This is a genomic window from Mesorhizobium sp. M1078 (assembly GCF_040318615.1).
Classification (GTDB): Bacteria; Pseudomonadota; Alphaproteobacteria; order Rhizobiales; family Rhizobiaceae; genus Mesorhizobium.
In genome coordinates, this window is record NZ_JAMYMP010000001.1 from 452,551 (window position 1) to 474,675 (window position 22,125).

Annotated in this window: 20 protein-coding genes and 1 pseudogene; 7 read left to right on the plus strand and 14 right to left on the minus strand. The window is 62.4% G+C overall.

From position 1 onward, the window contains the following. The first annotated feature begins 18 nt into the window (after positions 1-18). The 6 genes and pseudogenes from NKH38_RS02280 to NKH38_RS02305 form a co-directional block, all read left to right on the plus strand. Positions 19-1,134 (plus strand): ABC transporter ATP-binding protein, encoded by a 1,116-nt coding sequence (locus NKH38_RS02280; RefSeq protein WP_023671180.1) that lies wholly within the window; start codon positions 19-21, stop codon positions 1,132-1,134. 5 nt (positions 1,135-1,139) lie between these two features. Beyond that, positions 1,140-2,642: a GMC oxidoreductase gene (locus tag NKH38_RS02285; RefSeq protein ID WP_352758810.1), complete on the plus strand. Its 1,503-nt coding sequence runs from the start codon at positions 1,140-1,142 to the stop codon at positions 2,640-2,642. Further along, a complete protein-coding gene (locus NKH38_RS02290) occupies positions 2,639-3,400 on the plus strand; it encodes a 3-ketoacyl-ACP reductase (RefSeq protein ID WP_023804696.1) in 762 nt (253 codons plus the stop codon). Before NKH38_RS02285 ends, NKH38_RS02290 begins: the two co-directional genes overlap by 4 nt. Positions 3,401-3,412: 12 nt before the next feature. After that, positions 3,413-5,041, plus strand: coding sequence for a GMC family oxidoreductase (locus NKH38_RS02295; RefSeq protein WP_023733503.1), 1,629 nt, complete (start codon positions 3,413-3,415; stop codon positions 5,039-5,041). A 20-nt stretch (positions 5,042-5,061) separates the two neighbouring features. After that, positions 5,062-5,379: a Dabb family protein gene (locus NKH38_RS02300; protein WP_352758815.1), complete on the plus strand. Its 318-nt coding sequence runs from the start codon at positions 5,062-5,064 to the stop codon at positions 5,377-5,379. Positions 5,380-5,524: 145 nt separating this feature from the next. Then, a pseudogene (locus NKH38_RS02305) lies at positions 5,525-5,848 on the plus strand (MFS transporter); the annotation flags it as partial. A gap of 29 nt (positions 5,849-5,877) precedes the next feature. On the opposite strand, the gene NKH38_RS02310 reads toward NKH38_RS02305, so the two are convergent. The 14 genes from NKH38_RS02310 to NKH38_RS02375 all read right to left on the minus strand — a co-directional run bounded on the left by NKH38_RS02310 (position 5,878) and on the right by NKH38_RS02375 (position 21,101). Beyond that, a complete protein-coding gene (locus NKH38_RS02310; protein ID WP_352758817.1) occupies positions 5,878-6,723 on the minus strand; it encodes an EamA family transporter in 846 nt (281 codons plus the stop codon). Positions 6,724-6,730: 7 nt separating this feature from the next. Then, positions 6,731-7,639 carry an endonuclease/exonuclease/phosphatase family protein gene (locus NKH38_RS02315; RefSeq protein WP_023671173.1) on the minus strand — a complete coding sequence of 303 codons (909 nt, stop codon included), beginning with the start codon at positions 7,637-7,639 and terminating at the stop codon, positions 6,731-6,733. 88 nt (positions 7,640-7,727) lie between these two features. Then, the gene (locus NKH38_RS02320; protein ID WP_023814633.1) at positions 7,728-9,281 is read right to left on the minus strand and encodes a cation:proton antiporter; all 1,554 of its coding nucleotides are present in this window, start codon (positions 9,279-9,281) and stop codon (positions 7,728-7,730) included. 148 nt (positions 9,282-9,429) lie between these two features. Then, the gene (locus NKH38_RS02325; RefSeq protein ID WP_023701013.1) at positions 9,430-10,494 is read right to left on the minus strand and encodes an ABC transporter ATP-binding protein; all 1,065 of its coding nucleotides are present in this window, start codon (positions 10,492-10,494) and stop codon (positions 9,430-9,432) included. A 30-nt stretch (positions 10,495-10,524) separates the two neighbouring features. Beyond that, positions 10,525-11,316 (minus strand): ABC transporter permease, encoded by a 792-nt coding sequence (locus NKH38_RS02330; protein ID WP_023671171.1) that lies wholly within the window; start codon positions 11,314-11,316, stop codon positions 10,525-10,527. Further along, the gene (locus tag NKH38_RS02335) at positions 11,313-12,227 is read right to left on the minus strand and encodes an ABC transporter permease (RefSeq protein WP_023671170.1); all 915 of its coding nucleotides are present in this window, start codon (positions 12,225-12,227) and stop codon (positions 11,313-11,315) included. The genes NKH38_RS02330 and NKH38_RS02335 overlap by 4 nt, the downstream gene beginning before the upstream one ends. Positions 12,228-12,290: 63 nt before the next feature. Further along, positions 12,291-13,397 carry an ABC transporter substrate-binding protein gene (locus NKH38_RS02340; protein ID WP_023671169.1) on the minus strand — a complete coding sequence of 369 codons (1,107 nt, stop codon included), beginning with the start codon at positions 13,395-13,397 and terminating at the stop codon, positions 12,291-12,293. 241 nt (positions 13,398-13,638) lie between these two features. After that, positions 13,639-14,811, minus strand: coding sequence for an iron-containing alcohol dehydrogenase (locus tag NKH38_RS02345; RefSeq protein WP_352758823.1), 1,173 nt, complete (start codon positions 14,809-14,811; stop codon positions 13,639-13,641). 18 nt (positions 14,812-14,829) lie between these two features. Beyond that, positions 14,830-16,215, minus strand: a complete 1,386-nt coding sequence (locus tag NKH38_RS02350; protein ID WP_352758826.1) for an aldehyde dehydrogenase family protein — start codon at positions 16,213-16,215, stop codon at positions 14,830-14,832. A gap of 13 nt (positions 16,216-16,228) precedes the next feature. Beyond that, positions 16,229-16,648: a type II toxin-antitoxin system VapC family toxin gene (locus NKH38_RS02355; RefSeq protein WP_352758829.1), complete on the minus strand. Its 420-nt coding sequence runs from the start codon at positions 16,646-16,648 to the stop codon at positions 16,229-16,231. Next, positions 16,645-17,100: a DUF7662 domain-containing protein gene (locus NKH38_RS02360; protein WP_352758832.1), complete on the minus strand. Its 456-nt coding sequence runs from the start codon at positions 17,098-17,100 to the stop codon at positions 16,645-16,647. Before NKH38_RS02360 ends, NKH38_RS02355 begins: the two co-directional genes overlap by 4 nt. 89 nt (positions 17,101-17,189) lie before the next feature. Next, a complete protein-coding gene (locus tag NKH38_RS02365; RefSeq protein ID WP_023671164.1) occupies positions 17,190-18,560 on the minus strand; it encodes a glutamine synthetase family protein in 1,371 nt (456 codons plus the stop codon). Between the two features lie 91 nt (positions 18,561-18,651). Beyond that, complete coding sequence (locus tag NKH38_RS02370; protein ID WP_352758834.1) at positions 18,652-20,205, minus strand: amino acid permease; 1,554 nt, start codon at positions 20,203-20,205, stop codon at positions 18,652-18,654. 77 nt (positions 20,206-20,282) lie between these two features. Beyond that, positions 20,283-21,101: an N-formylglutamate amidohydrolase gene (locus NKH38_RS02375; protein WP_352758836.1), complete on the minus strand. Its 819-nt coding sequence runs from the start codon at positions 21,099-21,101 to the stop codon at positions 20,283-20,285. Positions 21,102-21,248: 147 nt separating this feature from the next. On the opposite strand from NKH38_RS02375, the gene NKH38_RS02380 reads away from it, so the two are divergent. Beyond that, positions 21,249-22,076 (plus strand): MurR/RpiR family transcriptional regulator, encoded by an 828-nt coding sequence (locus NKH38_RS02380; RefSeq protein WP_023740936.1) that lies wholly within the window; start codon positions 21,249-21,251, stop codon positions 22,074-22,076. Positions 22,077-22,125 lie beyond the last annotated feature (49 nt).

Consider the following 22,125-nt stretch of genomic DNA (forward strand, 5'->3'; position numbering starts at 1 on the left):
AATTCGGAAGGAACGACCATGGCTTTTCTGGAAATTGATGGGCTGAAGAAGCGCTTCGGGAATGTCGAGATCCTGAAGGGCATCGATGTCGAGCTCGAAAAGGGCGGCTTCCTGGTGCTGGTCGGCCCGTCCGGCTGCGGCAAGTCCACCTTGCTCAACACGATTGCCGGCCTGGAGCAGATCACCGAGGGCGAAATCCGCGTCGACGGCCGCGCCATCAACGATCTGCACCCATCCAAGCGCGACATCGCCATGGTGTTCCAGAGCTATGCGCTCTATCCGAACATGACGGTGGCCGGAAACATCTCCTTCGGCATGGAGATGCGCGGCGTGCCGGCCGACGAACGCCAAAAGGCGATCGACAAGGTGGCCAAGGTCCTGCAGATCGGCCACCTCCTGCAGCGCAAGCCGAGCCAGCTTTCCGGCGGCCAGCGCCAGCGCGTCGCCATGGGCCGGGCGCTGGTGCGCGACCCCAAGCTGTTCCTGTTCGACGAGCCTTTGTCCAACCTCGACGCCAAATTGCGCGTTGACATGCGCATCGAGATCAAGCGCCTGCATGCCACCACCGGCACAACCATCGTCTACGTCACCCACGACCAGATCGAGGCGATGACACTGGCGACCAAGATCGCCGTCATGCGCGACGGCGAAGTACAGCAGTTCGGCACCCCGGCCGAAATCTACAACAATCCGACCAATTTGTTCGTCGCCGACTTCATGGGTTCCCCGGCGATGAACCTGATCCCGGCGACCATTGCTACATCGGGCAATGCGCTGTCCGTCGTGTTGGAGCGCGAGGCGCGCGAGCCCATTACGCTGCCGATGGCCAATGCGCCGGCGGGCCTGTCGGCGTTCCAGGGCAAGCCGATCATCTTCGGCGTGCGCCCGGAAGCGCTGACCGATCCGGAAGGTGCGGAACGCAACGCCTCCAACATTGCCACTGCCGACCTGCACATCGAAGTGGTCGAGCCGGCGGGGTCCGATACTTTCGCGGTGACCAATCTCGGCGGCAAGGGCGTGGTGGCGCGGTTGCGGGCCGACGCCAACATCCAGCCGGGCACCAGCACGCCGCTCGCCTTCAACCTGACCAAGGCCGTGTTCTTCGATCCGGCGACCGAACACCGCATCCGCTGATCGAGATGGTCAGCCCCGATATCGTCATCATCGGCTCCGGTATCGGCGGCGCTACGATCGCCTCCGGTCTGGCGGGCAGCGGTGCCTCGATCCTGATGCTGGAGCGCGGTGAGCCCTTGACGGCAACGCCGCATGCCCGCGACACGCGCTCCATCTTCGTCGACGGCCACTACCGTCCGAAGGAGATGTGGCGTGAGGCCGGCGGTGCGGCCTTCAACCCCGGCAATTACTACTATGTCGGCGGCAATTCGAAATTCTACGGCGCGGTGCTGATCCGCTACCGCAAAGAGGATTTCGCCGCCATGGAGCACTTCGGTGGCGTCTCGCCGGCATGGCCGTTTTCCTACGATGAATTCGAGCCTTGGTATTCGAAAGCCGAGCAGCTGTTTCGCGTCCGCGGCTCGCTCGGCGAGGACCCGACCGAACCGTTCCACTCGGTCCCCTATGCCTTCAAGCCGGTGCCCGACGAGGCGCCGATTGCGCGCGCGCGCGCCGAGTTGAAAGGCCTCGGCCTGCATCCGGCCTCGCTGCCGCTAGCCGTCGACATCGACACCTGGCTGAAAGAGGGCAAGACCGGCTGGGACGCATTCCCCAACACCGCCCAGGGCAAGATCGATGCGCAGACCGGACCGCTGACGGCTGCACTTAAGGACAGCAATATCCGGCTCGAAACCGGCTGCCATGTCGAATATCTCGAAGCGTCGTCCGACGGCAAAAGCATCGCTGCCGTTCACTACCGTCAGAATGGCGAGCTGAAGAAAGTCGCGCCGAAGCTGGTCATCCTGTCCGCCGGCGCGGTCAATTCCGCCGTCATCCTGCTGCGCTCGCCTTCACCAGATGGCAAAGGCTTCGCCAACCGCTCCGACCAGGTCGGCCGCAATTTCATGAACCATAATTCGAGCGCCATGCTGGCGATCGATCCGCGCCGCAGGAACGACAGCGTCTACCAGAAGACGCTGATGCTGAATGACTACTATCTCTCCGACGGCAAAGGCGGCAAGCCGCTCGGCAACGTCCAGCTGCTCGGCAAGATCGACGGCAACATGTTGAAGGCCAACGTCAAACGCGTGCCGAAATTCGCGCTCGATTACATGGCCGGTCACGCCGTCGACTGGTATCTGATGTGCGAGGATCTACCCGATCCGGAAAGCCGCATCATGGTCGACGGCAAGGACATCGTCATGCAATGGCGGCGCTCCAACATGCAGTCGCTGGACGGGCTGACCAAGCTGATGCGTGAGAACTTCCGCGCCTGCGGTTATCCCATCGTGCTGTCGCATCCCTTCGACAAGCGCACGCCCTCGCACCAGTGCGGCACGGTGAAAATGGGCGACGATCCGGCGACGTCGCCGCTCGACCCTTTCTGCCGCGCCTTCGACCACCCGAACCTGTTCGTTGTCGACGCCAGTTTTTTGCCGAACTCGGCCGCCGTGAATCCGGCGCTGTCGATTGCGGCACAGGCGCTGCGCGTGGCCGAGCATATTCGCCGAACGGACCTCGCGGCATGACCCGCCCCGCAGCAATCGTCACCGGCGGTGCGCGCGGCATTGGGCTCGCCTGCGCCGAGGCGCTGGCCGGGGCCGGCTTCGACATTTTGATCGCCGACCTTGCCGAACAAGCGCCGGACGAACTGGCCGCCAACATCACCGCACGGGGTGCGGAGTTCGCCTATGTCCGTTGTGATATCGCCAACCTCGAGGATCACACGGCCCTCGTCGACGCCGCCATACGTGCCTTCAGCCGAATCGACTGCCTCGTCAACAATGCCGGCGTCGGCGCCATGGTGCGCGGCGACCTGCTGGAGCTGAAGCCCGAAAACTTCGACCGTGCGCTCGCCATCAATCTGCGCGGCACAGTCTTCCTTAGCCAGGCCGTCGCCAAGGCGATGCTGGCGGCTCCCAGCAATCATCCGCGCTCGATCATCACCATCACCTCGGTCAGCGCCGATATGGCCTCGCCGGAACGCGCCGACTACTGCATCTCGAAAGCCGGCCTTTCGATGTGGGTGAAGAACCTGGCGCTACGGCTTGCGCCGGAAAACATCGGCGTGTTCGAACTGCGGCCCGGCATCATTCGCACCGACATGACCGCGAGCGTATCAGCCAAATACGACGCGCTTATCGACAGCGGCCTGGTGCCGGCAAAACGCTGGGGCGAAGCATCGGACATCGGCGCCGTGGTGGCGACGCTTGCCGCCGGCAAGCTCGGCTTTTCCACAGGCTCGATTATCAATGTCGACGGCGCGCTCTCCGTGCCTCGACTGTAGGTGGATAGAGTTATGACCGACTACATCATCGTAGGTGCCGGCCCGGCCGGCTGCGTTCTGGCCAACCGGCTGAGCGAGGATCCAGCGAATTCCGTGCTGCTGCTCGAGGCCGGCGGCAAGGACTGGCACCCCTACATCCACATGCCGGCGGGCTTTGCCAAGATGACCAAGGGCATCGCTTCCTGGGGCTGGTCGACTGTGCCGCAGAGGCACATGCAAGACCGCGTCTTCTGGTATACGCAGGCGAAGGTGGTCGGCGGCGGCTCGTCCATCAATGCCCAGATATACACGCGCGGCAACGCTCGCGACTACGACGCATGGGAGAAGGAAGAGGGCCTCGCGGGCTGGGGCTATCGCGACGTGCTGCCCTATTTCAAGCGCGCCGAGAACAACCAGCGCTTCGCCAACGATTTTCACGGCGACCAGGGTCCGCTCGGCGTGTCGAACCCGATTTCGCCGCTGCCGATTTGCGAGGCCTATTTCCGCGCCGGCCAAGAGATGGGCATCCCCTTCAACCCGGATTTCAACGGCGCTAGCCAGGAAGGCGTCGGCTACTACCAGCTGACCCAGAAGGACGCCCGGCGCTCATCCGCTTCGGTCGCCTATTTGAAGCCCATCCGCGCCCGCAAGAACCTGACCGTCCGAACCGATGTGCTGGTCACCCGCATCGTCGTCGAGAAAGGCCGCGCCATCGGCGTCGAGACCGTCGACAAACCCGGCGGCGAGAAGACCATCATGCGCGCCGAGCGCGAAGTGATCGTCTCGTCGGGCGCCATCGGTTCGCCGAAGCTGTTGATGCAGTCGGGCATCGGCCCGGCTGATCACCTGAAATCGGTCGGCGTGACGCCGGTGCATGATCTGCCCGGTGTCGGCTCCAACATGCAGGACCATCTCGATTTGTTCGTCATCGCCGAATGCACCGGCGACCACACCTATGACAACTACGCCAAGCTGCACCGCACCGCGTGGGCCGGCTTGCAGTATCTGCTGCTGAAGAAAGGGCCGGTCGCCTCCAGCCTGTTCGAGACCGGCGGCTTCTGGTACGCCGATCCGACCGCCGCCTCGCCCGACATCCAGTTCCATCTGGGACTCGGCTCCGGCATCGAGGCCGGCGTCGAGAGGTTGAAGAACCCCGGCGTGACCTTGAACTCGGCCTTCCTGCGCCCGCGCTCGCGCGGCACGGTGCGGCTGAGCAGCGCCGACCCGGCCGACCACCCGCTGATCGATCCCAACTATTGGTCGGACCCTTATGACCGCGCCATGTCGATCAAGGGCCTCAGGCTTGCGCGCGAGATCATGCGGCAGAAGGCGCTTGCACCTTACGTGTTGCGCGAGGTGCTGCCCGGACCATCGCTCGCCAGCGACGACGAGCTGATCGACTATGCCTGCCGCACCGCCAAGACCGACCATCACCCCGTGGGCACCTGCCGCATGGGCCATGACGATATGGCGGTGGTCACACCGGACCTGCGCCTGCGCGGCATCGAGGGCCTGCGCGTCTGCGATGCCTCGGTGATGCCGCGCGTGCCTTCCTCCAACACCAATGCGCCGACCATCATGGTCGGCGAAAAAGGCGCCGACATCATCCTCGGCCGCGAGCCGCTTCCGCCGGCGGTGTTCTCCGGCAATCGGGCCGCATAACCACTTAGGAGAACGAACCAATGATCAGACACTGCGTCTTCGTACGCTTCCGCAGCGATGTGCCCGCCACCGAGCGCACGGCAATCCACGCCGATCTCGAAGCACTGCGCTCTGTTGTCGACGGCATGGACACGGTCCATTTCAGCACCAATGTCAGCCCGGAGCCGTTCGCGCGCGGCTTCAGCCATGCCTTCACCATCGACTTCCGCGATGCCGCCGCCCGCGACGCCTATCTCGTGCATGAAGCGCATCAGCGCGCCGGCGCCCGATTGGTCGCAACGCTCGAAGGCGGCACCGACGGGCTGATGGTGTTCGATCTCGACATTACGAAAAAGTGACCGCGCTTCTTTCGAAAGCCGGCTGACGCCTGTTCTCTTTTGCGCCCCAAGGAACATATCGTTCCCCGGGGGCGTTTAGGAGGAACGTCGTGGCTCTCACCGCGCAGAAGAAGAAACCGTCCTTGCCTCCTTCCTCGGCTGGACGCTCGACGCTTTTGATTTCTTCCTTCTGACGTTCCTGCTCACCGATATCGCAACCGAATTCAACACTGACGTCCCGGCAGTCTCCAAAGCGTTGTTCCTGACGCTGGCGACACGCTTCATCGGCGCCTTCTTCTTCGGCAGGCTGGCCGACAAATATGGCCGCAAGCCCATTCTGATGCTCAACATCGTAAGCTATTCGGTGATCGGCGCGCTGGCTGCCTTCTCGCCCAATCTCGTGGCTACGCGCTGGCGCTGTTTGCCGGCGTGGTCGCCGTCTGCATCATCGTCGTCATCCGCTTCAGTCCGGAACGGCGCGGACAGGTGATGACGGTGCTCGGCTGAAGTATCAGGCTCTCAGCCCAGTCTGAGGGCCACGACACCGGCGACGATGCTGAGCGCGGCGGCGCCGCGCCAGCCTGTCATTTTCTCGCCGAGCGCGAAAACCGAGATCATCATGGCAAACAGGATCGACGTCTCCCGCAACGACGCCACCGAGGCGATCGGCGCCTTGGTCATCGCCCACATGACGATCCAGTAGGCCGCGCCGCTGAGCACGCCGGTGAACAGGCCTGCTTTCCAGTCACGCGCCAGCACGGGCAGCGCCTTGGGCCCGCGAAAGATGAGGCACAGCACCAGCGCCCACGTGGCATCGCAGATGAACAGCCATGCGGCATAGCTCGTTGCCGTTGCGGCCAGCCGCGCGCCGCTGCCGTCGGAGAGCGTATAGCTGGATATGAAGATCGAAGTGCCGAGCGCAAAGCCGACCGCCCGCACATTGATCCGCTCCAGATGCGCGCCGCCGCGAAACGACATCACCAGCGTGCCGGCCGACAGCAGCAGGATGCCGAGGATGGCGAACGGCGCCGGCATCTCCTGCACCACGACAACGCCGCCGAGCGCGGTCAAAAGCGGCGCCGTGCCGCGCGCCAGCGGATAGGTCTGGGCGAAATCGCCGGCCTTGTAGGCGCCGATGAGGAAGGTCCGGTAGCCCATGTGAAAGAGCACCGAGGCGATTATAAAGGGCCATACCGCGGCCTTTGGAAACTCGACGAAGGGCAGCACGAACAGTGCGGCAAAACCCATGCCCAGCGTCATCAGCGTGATCGACAGGAAGCGATCGAGATGCACCTTGACCAGCGCGTTCCAGATCGCGTGCATGGCGGCGGCGGCAAGCACCGCGAAAAAGACGGAAAGCGTCATTGAGGGCTCACCGATCTCCTGAGCTCAAAGGCGTTTCGAGATCGATATCGATCCGGACCGGAAAATGGTCTGAAGCGATCTCGCCTATATCGGCACTGACCGAGCGCACACGGTCCGCGAACATACCGCCGACGAAGCAATGGTCGAGCCGGCGTTTTGCCACTTTCCCGTCGATCGTTTTCACATGGGTGTGGAAATCGGCAGCCGGCTCGCTAGCGACGGCAGCGGCATCAACAAAGCCGTCGAGATAAGCTGCCCCGCGATGATAGGGCGTGCTGCCGACGATGCGGCTGTATTCGGCGCTGCCCGGCTCCATGTTGAAATCGCCCATCCAGATCGCAGCTGTCGGGTTTTCCGGCTCGGCCTCGCCACTGGTCCAGTTGCGCGAAGGCTCATCGTCCGCGCCGCTCCACGGGCCGCCCTCGGACGGCGCGCGGCGATGCTCGGCCAAGAGATAGTCGATCTGCTCCAGACGCTCCTCCGCCGCGATATGGGCGAGATGCAGCGACAGGACCCTTACCGGTCCGGCCGGCGTGCGGATCATGCATTCGAGCGCGGCGTTGCGCGTGTTGAGCGGCCGCAGCGTGCGGCGCATGGGCAGCGCGTGCAGCCGCGACCAGGCGATCGGCAGCTTCGACAGCAGCATGGTGCCGAACTGGCGGCGGCGGTTGACGACCCGGCCGTCGCGCTGCTCACTGGCGTCCATGTCGAAGGCCGGGCCATAGACCCAGTAATAGCTAGGCAGCAGCTTGGACAGGACCTCCGGCTGGTCGTCCTCATTGGTGCGCTGCCAATGCCGCTCGACCTCCTGCAGCGCGATGATATCGGCGCCGTCGACCAGCTTGGTGCAGCGCGAAAGATCGTAACGGCCATCGCCGCCGAACCCGTACTGGATGTTGTAGCTGACCAGCTTCATTGCTTATCCGGCTCAATTTCGCTTTGGCAGTAGCGGTTCGGCAGACGGGTTGCAATGTACCGGCACGACGGCGGAACTGGGCCAGCGTCTATGATGTGGTCAGCGGTTGGAACCGGCCCGCCGGCGATGCCGCCAGTTCGGCCCAGTCGATCTCTTCCTCCAGCCGGTGGTAGGCTTCGTCGCCGATCGTGCCGTTGCTGCGCAACTCCTCGAGCGTGTCGCGCTGGCGGTTGATGGCATAGAGGCGCAGCCGGTCGTATTCGGTCGCGGCCTGAGCGTCCTCCGGGTTTTCCGCAATCAGGCGCTGCGCTTCATACTGTTCGCGCACGACGGCGGCGGCCGCAGATGTCTTGCGGCTCAGCACGTCCAGTGCTGCCTGCATGATGGCGACGCGCGCCTGCGCCACCTCATTGTCGACGGTTCTATCGGGGTCGAAGTTGATCCAGCGCAGCAGCGGCTTCAGCGTCATGCCTTGCAGCACCAGCGTGCCCAGCACCACCGCGAAGGCGGCAAGCACGATCGGGTCGCGGCCGGGAAAATCGGCCGGCAGCGCAATGGCCACCACCAGCGTCACCAACCCACGCATGCCGCACCAGCCGACAATGACGGCGCCGCCGAACGTCGGCAATTCCCGCCTTGCCTCTTGGCTGCCGAAGCGGGCAAGCCACCGGATGATCGCGACGTAACTCGCCACCCAGACAAGGCGCGCGACGATAACGACGACCAGCACCGTTGCGGCGAAAAGGAATGCTTCGCCTTGCCCGTCGCCGGCCAGCCTGCCAACGATCGTGCGTGCCTGCAGGCCCATCAGCACGAAAGCCAGCACGTTGAGCACGAACACCGCCGACTCCCAGACCGAATAGGTGCTGACGCGGCGTCTCGCCGACGACTGGCGCGGCGCCCTGCGCGCAATGGTCATGGCATAGACGACGATGGTGATGATGGCGGAAAGGCCGAGCCTGTCGGCGATGATCCACACGGCGAAGGTTCCGGCAAACTGCACCACCGTGCTGCTCGCCGCATCCTCGATGCGGCCGAGCGCCAGCAGCGAGACGCGGCCAAACAGATAGCCCGCGATCACACTGCCGATCGTTGCCAGCAGGATCACCGGAACGGCGTTGCTGAGCATGATCGTGCCAAGCGCCGCCGAAACCGCCAGCCGGTAGATCAGCAGCGCCGTGGCATCGTTGAGCAGGCTCTCGCCCTGCAGGATGGCGGTGATGCGGTGCGGTACCTTGAACTGGCTGAGCACGGCGGATGCGGCCACCGCATCCGGCGGCGCGACGATGGCGCCAAGCGCGATTGCCGCCGCGATCGGCAGGCCGGCCATCTTCCAGCCGACGAAGGCAACCACCACGGTGGTGAAGACGACGGCGCCTAGCGCCAGCAGCGCGAGCGACAGCCGGTAGCGCTTGAGGTCGCGCAGCGACGTGTCATAGGCGGCGTCGAGAAGCACCGGCGCGATGAACAGGGCAAGCGCCAGTTCCGGATCGATCTCGATCGTCGGCGCACCGGGTACGAAGGCGATCGCGACCCCGGCCAGAGCCAGCAGGGACGGATAGGGAATTTCCAGCCGCCGCGACAGCGCCGTCAGCGCGACGGCAGCCAGAAGCAGGATGAGGGTAAGTTCGAATAGCGCCATGGCCTATCGTAGCGGCGAAGCGGCATCATGGGCAGTGGCTGGATGGCAAGATGCTGTTGATTATCCAGCACTCGGGGTCCGGCAATGATACGGCCGTTCATCGCGCCAGCTCGAATCGACCGCCTCGGTCGCGCCAAAATGCTGCTTGCTAGTGCAGCACCAGCATATCGCTTGATGAGAACGATATGTCGGCCTTCTCGCCGACCGCGGGCGGTGGCGTTGCCGGGCTGTTGAAGGTGTCGAGCGACACCGTGTTGCCGCCGATGCCGACGCGAACGCGAATGACCGAGCCGAGGAAGTGCACTTCGGAGATTTCGCCCGACAGGCTTGAATCGCGCCCGGGTTGGCGTCCGAGCGAAATCGCCTCCGGTCGCAGCGCCAGCGACAGCGTGTCACCGGACTTCGAGCCGTTGAGCTTGCCCATTAGCGAGACTTCCTGCGTGTTGACGCGCACCTTGCCGGACGCGGCATCGGTGACAGTGCCTTCGAGCACGTTCAGCGTGCCGACGAAATTGGCGACGAACTTGGTCGCCGGCCGGTTGTAGATCTCGAACGGGGTGCCGACCTGCTCGGCCTTGCCGCCATACATCACCGCGATGCGGTCCGAGATCGACAGCGCCTCTTCCTGGTCATGTGTGACGAAGATGGTAGTGATGCCGAGCTTCTTCTGGATCGAGCGGATTTCCTCGCGCAGCGAGACGCGCACCTTGGCGTCGAGCGCCGACAGCGGCTCGTCGAGCAAAAGCAGCTTCGGCTTCGGCGCGATGGCGCGGGCCAGCGCGATGCGCTGTTGCTGGCCGCCGGAGAGCTGGTAGGGATAGCGGTCGGCCATCTGCGGCAGCTTGATGATGTCGAGCATCTCGGCCACGCGTCTGTCGATGTCCGCCTTGGGCATGCCGGCGACCTTCAGGCCAAAGCCGATGTTTTGCGCCACCGTCAGGTTGGGGAACAGCGCATAGGCTTGGAACACCATGCCGACATTGCGCTGGTTGGGCTTTAGCCTCGTGATGTCCTTGCCTGCGACGACGATCTTGCCCGCCGACGGCTCTTCGAAACCGGCGACCATGCGCAGCACGGTGGTCTTGCCGCAACCCGATGGCCCAAGGAAGGAAACGAACTCGCCCGGCTCGACATCAAGATTGAAATCTTCGACCACGGTGGTGGCGCCGAAGGATTTTCGCACATGCTGGATGGAGAGGAATGGTTCGGCCATGGCTTTTTCTTTCGATCAGTACTTTGTCGATCAGTTCGGGCGGTTCGCCGATCTCGGCGCGAAACGGGACAGGATCTGGATCAGCGACATACAGCCCCAGGTGATGGCGAAGGCGATGATGGCAAGCGCCGCCGGCTCATAGGCGCGGTTGGCGCCAACGTTTTGCAGATAGGGGCCGAAGGCGGGCCGGTTGAGCAAGCTGGCCATGGTGAATTCGCCAATGACGATGGCGAAGGTAAGGAAGGCGCCCGACAGCACGGCGATCAGCACATTGGGCAGGATCACACGACCAATGATCGTGCCCCAACCGGCGCCAAGGATCTGCGCCGCTTCGGTCAGCGTCCTGACGTCGATGGTGCGCAGTCCGGTATCGACCGCGCGATACATGTAGGGCAGCGCCAGCATTGCATAGCCGATGACCAGCAAGGCATTTGTGCCCATGTCGGTCGCCAGGAACGGCAGCGGCGAATTCGAACCGTACATCCTGATATAGCCGAAGACGATGACGATGGCGGGAATGACCAGCGGCAGCAGCGTGATGAACTCTACGATCGGCCGCAGTTGCGGCAGGCGCAGTCGAATCCAGTAGGCGGCGGGCACCACGATCAACACGCCCAGAATGATGGTGAAGATGGCGGCAAGCACTGAGTAGCCAAAGGTCGCCTGAAAACGAGGGTCGCCAAGCACGATCTGATAGGCGTCGAAGGAATAAGCGCCGCGCCGCATGCGCAAGGAAAATTCCACCGTCGCGATCAGCGGAATGAAGAAATAGGCCGCGCCCAGCCCGAAGACGACCCAGGCCCAGAATTTTCCGGACTTCATTTCAGCCACCTCTCCGAGCGCGTCCGGAACCAAATGTAGAAGACATTGGCCAGCCCGGTGATGACGATCATGCCGAAGGCGATCGCATAGCCGAGATGGGCATTGTGCAGCACGTCACCGCGTATCTGCGCATAGAGCAGGATCGGCACGATGTTGAGTGAAGAGCCGGTCAGCGCATAGGCGGTGGCGATGGCGCCGAAGGCATTGGCGAAGAGCAGGATGACCGTGCCGAGGAAACTCGGCCAGATCACCGGGATGACCACCATGCGCCAGTATTGCGTCTGGGTGGCGCCAAGCGTCGCCGCAGCCTCGCCCCACTCCTTCTTCAAGCCGTCGATCGCCGGCGTGATGATGACCACCATTAGGGGAATCTGGAAATAGACATAGGTCAGCGTCAGGCCCCAGAACGATAGGATGTTGAAGCCGTGCGCATAAATGTTGAGGCCGAACACGGTGTTGAGCAGCACCGTGGCGAGACCGAGGCGTCCGAGCGTGGCGATGAAGGCGAAGGCCAGCGGTACGCCGGCGAAATTGGAAGCCACGCCGGAGAATGTCAGCGTCGCCGAACGTATCCACTCCGGCAGGCCGCCGCGCACGATGGCGATGGCGATGCCGAGACCTGCGAAGGCGCCGATCAGCGACGAGGAAAGGCTGACCTTGAGCGAGATCCAGTAGGCGGCGACAATCGATGGCTGCGCCAGTGCTGCTATGTTTTCGAACGTGAATTCGCCGGCATCGTTCTGGAATGCACCCAGCATCAGATAGAGCGTGGGTAGGATCAGGAACATGATGGCGAAGATGAAGAATGGCGCAACGCCGAGCCATTGCGTCGGCAGTCGCATTGCACGCGCCTCGCTGGGGGGCGCGGTCTTCCCGGCAACTGCGTGATCGGAAAGCGAGATATCTGTCATGCGCCGGCTACCGTCTCCGAGGAACACCGGGCGGCCGCGAGGCCGCCCGGTTGGTTTCAAGCCTTACTTGACGTTGGCGCCGACGACGGCATCCCAGTTCTTGGTGACGGCTTCCTTTGCCTTGCCCTGCTCGTCCAGCGTCGGGAACACCGCGGCAGCGTAAGCCTCGGCCGGCGGCAGCTTGGCCATCACGTCCGCCGGGAGCTTGCCGTTCTTGGCAAGATCGTTGAAGCGGATCGGGTGGCAATAGCCCTTCAGCCAGCCGATCTGGCCTTCGTCGGAGTAGAGATACTCCAGCCAGAGCTTGGCAGCGTTCGGATGCGGTGCGAAAGCACTGATCGCCTGCACATAGACGCCGGCAACGACACCGGTCTTGGGCACGACGACGTCGACGGGCGGATTGCCCTTCAGCGTGTCGCGACCGGCAAGTGCATTGTAATCCCAGGTCACCAGGATCGGCGTCTGGCCTTGTGCCAGGGTCGCCGGTTTGCCGATGACCGGCACGAAATTGCCGGCGGCGTTAAGCTTCTTGAAGAAGTCGAGACCAGCAGTGCCAGCAGCTTCGCCGGCAGCCGCACCACCGGAAATGCCGGCCGCGTAGACGGCCTGGATGGCCTGGTTCGAGGCGCGCGGGTCGCCGGCAAGCGCCACGGTGTTGGCGAATTCCGGCTTCAGCAGGTCAGCCCAGTCAGCAGGCGCTTCCTTGACGAGGTCCTTGTTCACCAGGAAGGATAGCACGCCATAGTAGTCGCCGGTCCAGTAACCATCGGCATCCTTGGCGCTGTCGGGGATCGAGTCCCAGGTCGACACTTTGTAGGGCTGGATCAGGCCGTCAGCCTTGGCGGTCGGGCCGAAGGACAGGCCAACGTCGATGACGTCGGGCGCCTGCGGGCCCTTGTTGTCCTTGTTGGCCTTGATCGCCTCGACCTCGTCGCCGGAGCCGGCATCGGGGTTGAGTTCGTTGATGGTGATCTCAGGATACTTCGCCTTGAACCCGTCGATGACGGCGCCGTAGCCGCACCAGTCATGGGGCAGCGCGATGGTGGTGAGCTGGCCTTCCTTCTTCGCTGCGGCAACCAGTTCATCCATGGACTGGGCCGACGAGATAGCAGAGGTCGCCATGAGGGCGACGGCCGAAAGGGAAAGCACTTTCCCTGTAAACTTGAACATGTGTTCTCTCCGTTGAACTGGCGTCCTGGACGCCTGCGATGCGGTATCGATTTCGTGTGACAGCCAGATGAAAGCTTTTTGAAACAGGCGCCCGGCGGCACGAAAAGTTAACTCTTTTTAACGGGCTGTAGCAATTAGCCTGCACTTAATTTCCCGGCTAATGGTTTATAGCCTTGTCTCTTGCCCCTTTGCCCTTTCCTTTCCCCTCGTTTCCAGATCAATTCCGGCACAAGAAACCGCCTCAGACCGTACCGGCGATAGAGTTTTCGAGCAGCGTCAGCGCTGCTTTCTTGGTCAGCTTGACCGGGTTGCCGCCGGCTGTCGGATCGACCACCGCCATGTCGGCGATCAGCCCCTTGCGCTTCTTGTCCATGTCGAGCCCCTTGATCAGGCCGGGCAGTGCATGCGGCACCTTCAATTCCTTGCGCAGCTTGACGATCGCTTTGGCAAAACCGTTGAACCCGCCCTTGATTCCGCAATAGGCGGCAAGCCGGGCGATGCGTTCTTCGATCGAGTCCCGGTTAAAGGCCAGCACGTAGGGCATGAACACCGCATTGGTCATGCCGTGATGGGTGTCGTAAAGCGCGCCGATCGGGTGCGACAGCGAATGGATGGCGCCAAGGCCCTTCTGGAAGGCGGCAGCACCCATGGCGGCGGCACTCATCATATGGGCGCGGGCGACGATGTCCTTGCCGTTGGCATAGGCCCTGGGCAGGTTCTCGAACACCAGGCGCACACCTTCGACGGCAATGCCGTCGGCCATCGGGTGATAGCCCGGCGCGCAATAGGCTTCGAGGCAGTGCGCCAGCGCATCCATGCCGGTGCCGGCGGTGATGAAGCCGGGCATGCCGACCGACAGTTCCGGATCGGCAATGACGATTGCCGGCAAAAGCTTCGGATGGAAGATCACCTTCTTGGTGTGCGTCGCCTCATTGGTGATGACGCCGGCACGCCCGACTTCCGAGCCTGTGCCGGCAGTGGTCGGCACGGCGATGATCGGCGCGATGGCATCCGAATTGGCGCGCGTCCACCAGTCGCCGACATCCTCAAAGTCCCAGATCGGCCGCGTCTGGCCGGCCTGGAACGCGATCAGCTTGCCGAGATCGAGCGCTGAACCGCCGCCGAAAGCGATGACGCCGTCATGCTTGCCCTTCTTGAACACGGCGATGCCGGCGGTGAGGTTGGAATCGACCGGGTTCGGCTTCACCTCGGAGAACACGCCATAGGATACCTTGGCGTCGTCGAGGATTTTCAGCGTCGAAGCGACGACCGGCAGTTTCGCCAACCCCGGATCGGTGACGAATAGCGGCCGCTTAATGCCGGTGGCAGCGAGCACCTCAGGCAGTTCCTTGATGCGCCCGGCGCCGAAGCGGACGGTGGTCGGGTAGTTCCATTTGGAGATCAGCTTGGACATGTCTTGTCTTTCAAAAAATCAGATGGCTTCGCGCAGATGGAAGGATTTCGGCCGGGTCAGATTGTCGTAGCCGAGCGCCGAAAGGGCGACGCCTTTGCCGGTGTCCTTGACGCCGGTCCAGACCAGCGCCGGATCGAGGTAGTCGCAGCGGTTCATGAACACGGTGCCGGTCTCGACGCGGTCGCCGATCGCCACCGCATGCTCGATGTCGTCGGTCCAGATCGAAGCGGTCAGCCCGTAGGGGCTGTCGTTCATCAGCGCGATCGCCTCCTCGTCGTTGCGCACCTTCATGATGCCGACGATCGGGCCAAAACTTTCCTCGCGCATGACGCTCATCTGGTGGTCGACGCCGGTCAGCACTTCCGGCGCCAGATAGGGCGAGCCGGCCTTGTCGTTAGCCACCTTCATATTGATGTGTGCGATTGCACCCTTGCGCAGCGCCTCGGCCTTCTGCTCGCGGATCAGGTCGGCAAAGCGCGCCTGCGCCATCGGCCCCATTGTCGTCGCCTGTTCTAGCGGATTGCCGACGGCATAATTCTTCGTCTCGGCGATGAAACCTTCGACGAACTGGTCGTAGACCTTCTCATGCACATAGACGCGCTCGATGCCGCAGCAGCACTGGCCGGAATTGTAGAAGGCGCCGTCGACCAGATTGGCCACCGCATGGTCGAGCTTGGCGTCGGGCAGCACATAGGCCGGATCCTTGCCGCCGAGTTCGAGCCCGAGCGTCATGAAGGTGCCGGCCGCCGCCTTCTCGATGGCGCGGCCGCCGCCGACCGAACCGGTGAAATTGACATGGTCGATCTTGCCCGAGCCGAGCAGCTTCTCGGTCTGGGCATGGTTCAGCACGACATTCTGGAACACGCCCTTGGGCAGCCCAACCTTGTCGAACGCCTGCTGGAACCGTTCGCCAACCAGCAGCGTCTGCGCCGCATGTTTGAGGAAAAGGGTATTGCCGGCCATCAGTGCCGGCACGATGGTGTTGACGGCGGTCAGATAGGGATAGTTCCACGGCGCGATCACCATGACGACGCCGAGCGGATCCTTCTTCACATAGCGTCGGAAGCCGTCCTTCGGGTTGGATGCCGGCACGGATTTCAGCGCGGCTTCAGCGATCTCGACCATGTAATTGGTGCGTTCCCTGACGCCGCCGAACTCGCCGCCATAGCGCACCGGTCGCCCCATCTGCCAGGCGATCTCCGGCACGATCTCGTCGGTCATCGCGACCAGCGCTTCGAGCATCGCCAGCATAAATTTGCCGCGCTCGACGATCGGCGTCAGCGCCCACTTCTCCTGCGCCGCCTTGGCGCGCTCGACCGCGGCATTGATCGCCTGGTCGGTCGCGATCGGCCGCTCGGCGTAAATGGAACCATCGATGGGCGATTTGAGTTTTACGGTTTCCAAAGGATACTCCAAGTTAGCAGGCTAGGGTGCGCAGATGGCCATTGCGGCCATAGCGAAGGATGGGCTCGTCACGCGTCACCAGAACCATGTCCAAAGCTCTCGCACTTGCCATCAGTATCCGATCCATGGGATCACCATGAGGCGGACCGGGCAGGTTGGATGACGCAATCAGAATGGCTGGTGAGATAGCGCTGAGCTTTGCCGACATTCGCTCGATGAATCGCTCCACGAAGTCGAGTGGCGCCAATGGCAGATTGAGCCGGCCCTTGGCTACGCCACTTCCGATCTCCCATGCCGACATCGGCGAAAGATACAGACGGCCGTCATAGGCCGCTTCCGAAATCTCCCGGCTTGCGTGCGGATCGATCAGACTATCGTTGGCGACAAAGATCATCGCACATGTATCCAGAAGCAGGTTTGGCCCTTCGTTCATTTACGCACCGCAAGTTTGCCGTCACGCGCGTCAGCCTCACCGCCCAGATAGCCCTGGTCCCATGGCTCGTCATCGAAAGGTTTGGTGATATCAAATCCGGCTTCGATTGTTATCAGGCCCTTCATGAAACCAAAACCGGGGTGGCGATCCGCGCGCGCCTCCTTTGGCGCGGCAGGCACGCTACCACTGGGCGGCGTCGAAATGGGCACTTTGCGAACGCGGCGAAATACCAGTTTCCCACTCCCTATATTGACGGATTCGGTCTCGAACCCAGCCTCAAGCCACTCCCTTGTCATGGGATTGTTGCTCGGATTGTTGCTCCACCATGCAGGGTATTGCTTCGATGCGGGCAGCGGGAGATTGAGCACTCTCTCGATTTCGGCGAATGACATCGGAACGCGATCGACATTTTGGGCAATGAGAAAGTCCTTGAGCGGCGCATATTTGGACATTGCAAACTCCTCAATGTAGCGCACTGCAGTTTACAGGTACCATATGGTACTAACTTCACTACAGTGTCAACATTAAAGCTGTATAAAGTTTAATACCGCTCGAACCCCCTGTGCAGTTCCCAATCCGTAATGCGGCGGTCGTATTCGAATTGCTCCCACTTTGCGGTGTGGACATAATGTTCGAGCACATCGTCGCCGAGCGCCTGCTTCAGCATCTTCGACTTGGCCAGCGTCTCGGTGGCGTCGCGCAGCGTCTTCGGGATCTCCGGCAGGCGCGAGGCCTGGTAGGCATCGCCGACGAACGGCTTCTGCAGTTCGAGCTTCTCGTCGATGCCGGCAAGGCCGGCGGCGATCAGCGCCGCGAAAGCGAGATATGGGTTCAGGTCGGCGCCGCCGATGCGGCATTCCATGCGGATGCCCTTGGTGCCCTCACCGCACAGGCGGAAGCCGGCGGTGCGGTTGTCCTCGCTCCACATGATCTTGGTCGGTGCGAAGGTGCCGGCCTGGAAGCGCTTGTAGGAGTTGATGTAGGGCGCCAGGAACCAGGTAAACTCCCTGGCATATTTCAGTTGCCCAGCCGCCCATTGCTGGCCAAGCGTGGACAAAGTCCAGTCCGCCTTCTTGTCGAAGAACAATGGCGTCTTGCCATCGGCGCTCCACAGCGAATTGTGGATGTGGCTGGAATTACCGGCGAGCCCGTAATTGTATTTCGACATGAAGGAAATCGACTTGCCTTCGGACTCGGCAATCTCCTTGGCGCCGTTCTTCAGGATGACGTGGCGGTCCGCCATGTCGAGCGCCTCGGCATAGCGCACATTGATCTCTTCCTGGCCCGGGCCCCATTCGCCCTTGGAGTTTTCGATCGGAATGCCCGCCGCTTCCATCTCGTTGCGAAGCCGGCGCATGACGCCTTCTTCCTTGGTGGTGATGCCGATCTGGTAGTCGCCAATATAGGGCGACGCGGTGTCGAGCCCCTGCCAGTGCTTCTTGCGGGCGGAATCGTAGGTCTCGTTGAACAGGTAGAATTCGAGCTCGGAGGCGAAGTAGCCGATATAGCCGCGTTCGGTGAGCCGCTTGACCTGCTTTTTCAGCATCGCGCGCGGCGAATGCGGAAGGTCGTCATGGGTGTGGTGGTCGAGCACGTCGCAGATCACCAGCGCGGTCTTTTCCAGCCACGGAATCCGCCGCAGCGTCGCAAGGTCCGGCTTCATGACGAAGTCGCCATAGCCCTTCGACCAGCTTGCCGCCTTGTAGCCCGGCACCGGCTCCATATCGATGTCGGCGGCGAGCAGATAGTTGCAGCCATGCGTCTCGTCATGAGCAGAATCCACAAAGTACTGCGCCAGGAAACGCTTTCCCGCGAGCCGCCCCTGCATGTCGACGATGCAGGCCAGCACCGTGTCGATCTCGCCATTAGAGACCGCTTTCTTCAACTGATCGAACGAGAAATTTCCGGCCATTCCTTTGGCACTCCAGCTAGCCGCTTTGGGCTTGTCACTTTGAAAGGGAAAAAGCCGTGGCTATCGAACTCGCCACGGCTTTGATTGTTGCTCAGGCAGATTCGCCGACAGCCTTTTCAGCGGCTGCAATGATCGCCTTGCGCTTGGCGATTGCCGCCTCGCCGATTGGCGGACCCTGGAAACGCCGGTTTTCAATGGCGAACCAAAGAATTGCCAGGATGATGGCGAAGCCAACCGAATAGTACCACAGGCCCGGCACGAAGCTTGTGGCGGCAACCGGCGGATTGGCGGCAGCGTCGCCCGGTGTGCCGGGGATCGACACGACGAAGGCATGACCACCGATCGTGACCAGGACGGTTCCGATCATGACAATGACCGCGAAGACTTTTGACAAACCGCCCAGACGGAAGCTGCCAAAGGTGGTCCAGGTTTTTCCTTCGGCAAAGAAACCCGCAACAATCGGCATTGCATATGAAATGTAGAGATACATAGCGCAGCCGGTCGAGAGCGCGGCAAAGGCATTGAGTGGCGTCGTCACGGCGGTCAACACGACCGCCATGATGGCGGAGAACCAGATCGCCGCCACCGGCGTGCGATATGTCGGGCTGACCGAGCTCAGCAGGCCCGAGAATGGCAAGCCACCATCACGCGCAAACGCATAGATCATCCGTGATGTGGACGTCACGGCGGCTAATGCGCAGAGGAAGTTGGAAATGATCACACCGATCAGCATCAACTTGCCGATAAACGACGTCATGATGGCTGCGATGAAGAGATTGTTGAAGGAACTCCAGCCGGAGGCGGCGGCGGCATTCAGATCCGGGATGGCCATGATCATGACAAGGATCAGCACAAAACCGAACACGCCGGACCAGAAGACTGAATGCAGCATGCCCTTGTGCACCGTGTCGCGCGCATTGACTGTTTCTTCCGCCGTGTGTGCGGACGCGTCAAAGCCGGTAATGGTGAACAGCGGATAGAGAAGGCCGATGATGATCGCCATCAATGGACCGGTTTGCGGGGAAACGCCACCACCAGAAGCCCCGGTGTTGTTTACGAAGGTGAACGCCTTGCCGATGTCCAGGCTTGGCGCCGCCATCAGAAACATGATGATAAGGATGACGGTGACCCCGAGGATCAGGTAGCCGGAGAAATCCGTCAGTATGGTCGTCAGCCTGATGCCGAAATGGTTCAGCAGGGCTTGCGCCGCGGTGATGACGGCGACCGATAGAATTTGCGTCCCCATCCCCCAGCCGGAGACGTCCCAGCCGAGTACCGAACCGAAGAACAGATCACGCGTGATGAGATAGAGAAACACATTCACGGCCGGGATGACGAACAGCAGTCCCAGCAGATTGACGTAGGCCGTTGCCCAACCCCAGAACCGGCCGCCCAGGATTGACGACCAGTGATACAGGCTGCCTGCCGTCGGGTAGGCTGACGCGATCTGGCCAAGACAGGCCGCAACGACAAGCGCATACGCGCTGCCGATGATCCAGCCGATGGTCAGTGAGAATGGACCGCCCGTCGAAAGCGCGATCGGGAATGATCCAAACCCGCCGGACAGGATGCAGATGATCGAAAACGAGATCGCAAAGCTTTGGAATGCTCCCATGCGCCGCGATAGTTCCTGGGCGTAGCCCATGCTGTGAAGGACCTTCACGTCCTCCGATGTGTCCGTGTGTATCGGTGCTGCCATTTGAAGTCCCCTTTTTAACGTTCTTAGCTGGCCGATTGAACTGACTTTCCCATTGCTTGTCGCCGGGAACCCTTGGCCTCCTCGGGTTCCAGGTCAGAAAAAATGCCTGTGAGCAGATCCGCCCATTTCCGCTGCCCGGTCTCGCCGGAAATCTCGTCGTTGCGGATTTCGATCATTGCGCAGGCAAGGCCGCGCGAGCGTGCATGGCGCTCCAAAGTGAAATAGACGCGGTCGGCCGGCGAATAGGGCTCGTTGATGCCGACAGTGACGCCGGAGAGCCGCTGCAGCGCCGCTATCAGCGGCGACGCCAGCCGGCGGTCGTCATCATGGATGATGCCGATATGCCAGGGCCGGTTCTTGCCCTTGTAGACCGGCGTGAAGGAATGCACCGACACCAGCCGGGTGTCCTGCCCACGCGCCTGCCGGTCGTCGATGATCGATGCGATCGTGTCGTGGAACGGCCGCCACGACAAAGCGATGCGCTCGGCGCGCTCACTGTCCGACAGGCCGGCATTGCCCGGAATGGCCGTCGTCTCGCTGACCGGCGGCACCAGGTCCGGTGCCTCGAGCGGACGGTTGCAGTCGATTATCAGGCGCGAGATGCGGGTTTCGATGAGCGTCGCATCGAGGGCGGTCGCGATGCGGCGCGCCACCGGCAGCGCGCCGGGGTCCCAGGCGATGTGGCGGGAGAGGTCCTCGGCCGGCAGGCCAAGCGTGCCGAATTCGGATGGCAGGAAGTTGGAAGCGTGGTCGCAGGTCAGCACGAAAGGGCTGGACCCGCCGGGGTTCGTCACCCCTACGGTATCAGACGATGCAAGGCTGGCGGGCCGTGCTCTCTTCATAATCTGCCGTCCCCTGGGGAGCGCTGTATCTTATGTTACGTATTTTGCCTCATTGCGTCCCCGTGGATGATTTCATACAGTTTGTCCGGCTTTGTCAAACGCGATTTCGGGGAAGCGGTCTGGACGGGCTCAGGGGTGGGGAAAACGATGATTTCCAGCATTGCCGAACTGATTTCGGACCGCATCGGCACGATGCCGGCCGGCGAGCGCCGCGCCGCGCAAACGCTGATTGCAAACTATCCGCTGATCGGGTTGAAGACGGTCGCCGAGTTCTCGACCGCCGCCGGCGTATCGTCGCCGACAATCCTGCGCTTTGTCTCCAGGCTGGGGTTCCAGAACTATCCCGAATTCCAGTCGGCGCTGCAGGACGAACTGGCGGCGCAATTGCAGTCGCCGGCATCGCGCACGCTCAATCCGGCCTCGCCAGGCAGCAGTGCCGTGTCGCCAATGCTGGAGGCGACGCTGGACAATATGCGCGAGACCTTCAGGCATCTGTCCGACAGGCAGCTTGCCGACATCGCCGAAAGGCTCGCCGAACGGCGCGGCAAGACATTCCTGATCGGCGGCCGCTTCACCGATCCGTTGGCACGCTACATGGCCGCCCATCTCGCCATCATCCAGCCCGATGTCTATCACCTTGCCGGCCAGGAGAGCATCTGGCGCGACCGGCTGATCGACATGGGCAAGCGCGACGTGCTGGTGATCTTCGACATCAGGCGCTACCAGGACAGTCTGGTCCGCTTTGCCCAGACCGCGCATCAGCGCGGCGTGCAGATCGTGCTGTTCACCGACCAGTGGCTATCGCCGATCGCCCGCTTCGCCCGCCATGTCATTGCCGGACGCACCGCCGTGCCTTCGGCGTGGGACTCTTCCGCCGCTCTGTTCGTTGTCGCCGAGACGCTGATCGGCGCCGTCACCAGGCAGCTCGAGGCCGACAGCGCCAGGCGCATCCGCGACCTCGAAAGCCTGCGCTGACACGTTCAATCCCGCCGCAGGTGCGCAAAATTACGCAGATTTAATGTGC

What these genes read in the sequence shown, in the direction of transcription:
- NKH38_RS02315 (WP_023671173.1), bottom strand. Translation starts at nt 7,639, where the DNA reads ATGAAGCTGGTCAGCTACAACATCCAGTACGGGTTCGGCGGCGATGGC.
- NKH38_RS02380 (WP_023740936.1), top strand. Translation starts at nt 21,249, where the DNA reads ATGATTTCCAGCATTGCCGAACTGATTTCGGACCGCATCGGCACGATG.
- NKH38_RS02330 (WP_023671171.1), bottom strand. Translation starts at nt 11,316, where the DNA reads ATGAAGTCCGGAAAATTCTGGGCCTGGGTCGTCTTCGGGCTGGGCGCG.
- NKH38_RS02340 (WP_023671169.1), bottom strand. Translation starts at nt 13,397, where the DNA reads ATGTTCAAGTTTACAGGGAAAGTGCTTTCCCTTTCGGCCGTCGCCCTC.
- NKH38_RS02285 (WP_352758810.1), top strand. Translation starts at nt 1,140, where the DNA reads ATGGTCAGCCCCGATATCGTCATCATCGGCTCCGGTATCGGCGGCGCT.
- NKH38_RS02345 (WP_352758823.1), bottom strand. Translation starts at nt 14,811, where the DNA reads ATGTCCAAGCTGATCTCCAAATGGAACTACCCGACCACCGTCCGCTTC.
- NKH38_RS02325 (WP_023701013.1), bottom strand. Translation starts at nt 10,494, where the DNA reads ATGGCCGAACCATTCCTCTCCATCCAGCATGTGCGAAAATCCTTCGGC.
- NKH38_RS02360 (WP_352758832.1), bottom strand. Translation starts at nt 17,100, where the DNA reads ATGTCCAAATATGCGCCGCTCAAGGACTTTCTCATTGCCCAAAATGTC.
- NKH38_RS02280 (WP_023671180.1), top strand. Translation starts at nt 19, where the DNA reads ATGGCTTTTCTGGAAATTGATGGGCTGAAGAAGCGCTTCGGGAATGTC.
- NKH38_RS02335 (WP_023671170.1), bottom strand. Translation starts at nt 12,227, where the DNA reads ATGACAGATATCTCGCTTTCCGATCACGCAGTTGCCGGGAAGACCGCG.
- NKH38_RS02365 (WP_023671164.1), bottom strand. Translation starts at nt 18,560, where the DNA reads ATGGCCGGAAATTTCTCGTTCGATCAGTTGAAGAAAGCGGTCTCTAAT.
- NKH38_RS02370 (WP_352758834.1), bottom strand. Translation starts at nt 20,205, where the DNA reads ATGGGCTACGCCCAGGAACTATCGCGGCGCATGGGAGCATTCCAAAGC.
- NKH38_RS02320 (WP_023814633.1), bottom strand. Translation starts at nt 9,281, where the DNA reads ATGGCGCTATTCGAACTTACCCTCATCCTGCTTCTGGCTGCCGTCGCG.
- NKH38_RS02295 (WP_023733503.1), top strand. Translation starts at nt 3,413, where the DNA reads ATGACCGACTACATCATCGTAGGTGCCGGCCCGGCCGGCTGCGTTCTG.
- NKH38_RS02300 (WP_352758815.1), top strand. Translation starts at nt 5,062, where the DNA reads ATGATCAGACACTGCGTCTTCGTACGCTTCCGCAGCGATGTGCCCGCC.
- NKH38_RS02290 (WP_023804696.1), top strand. Translation starts at nt 2,639, where the DNA reads ATGACCCGCCCCGCAGCAATCGTCACCGGCGGTGCGCGCGGCATTGGG.
- NKH38_RS02375 (WP_352758836.1), bottom strand. Translation starts at nt 21,101, where the DNA reads ATGAAGAGAGCACGGCCCGCCAGCCTTGCATCGTCTGATACCGTAGGG.
- NKH38_RS02355 (WP_352758829.1), bottom strand. Translation starts at nt 16,648, where the DNA reads ATGAACGAAGGGCCAAACCTGCTTCTGGATACATGTGCGATGATCTTT.
- NKH38_RS02310 (WP_352758817.1), bottom strand. Translation starts at nt 6,723, where the DNA reads ATGACGCTTTCCGTCTTTTTCGCGGTGCTTGCCGCCGCCGCCATGCAC.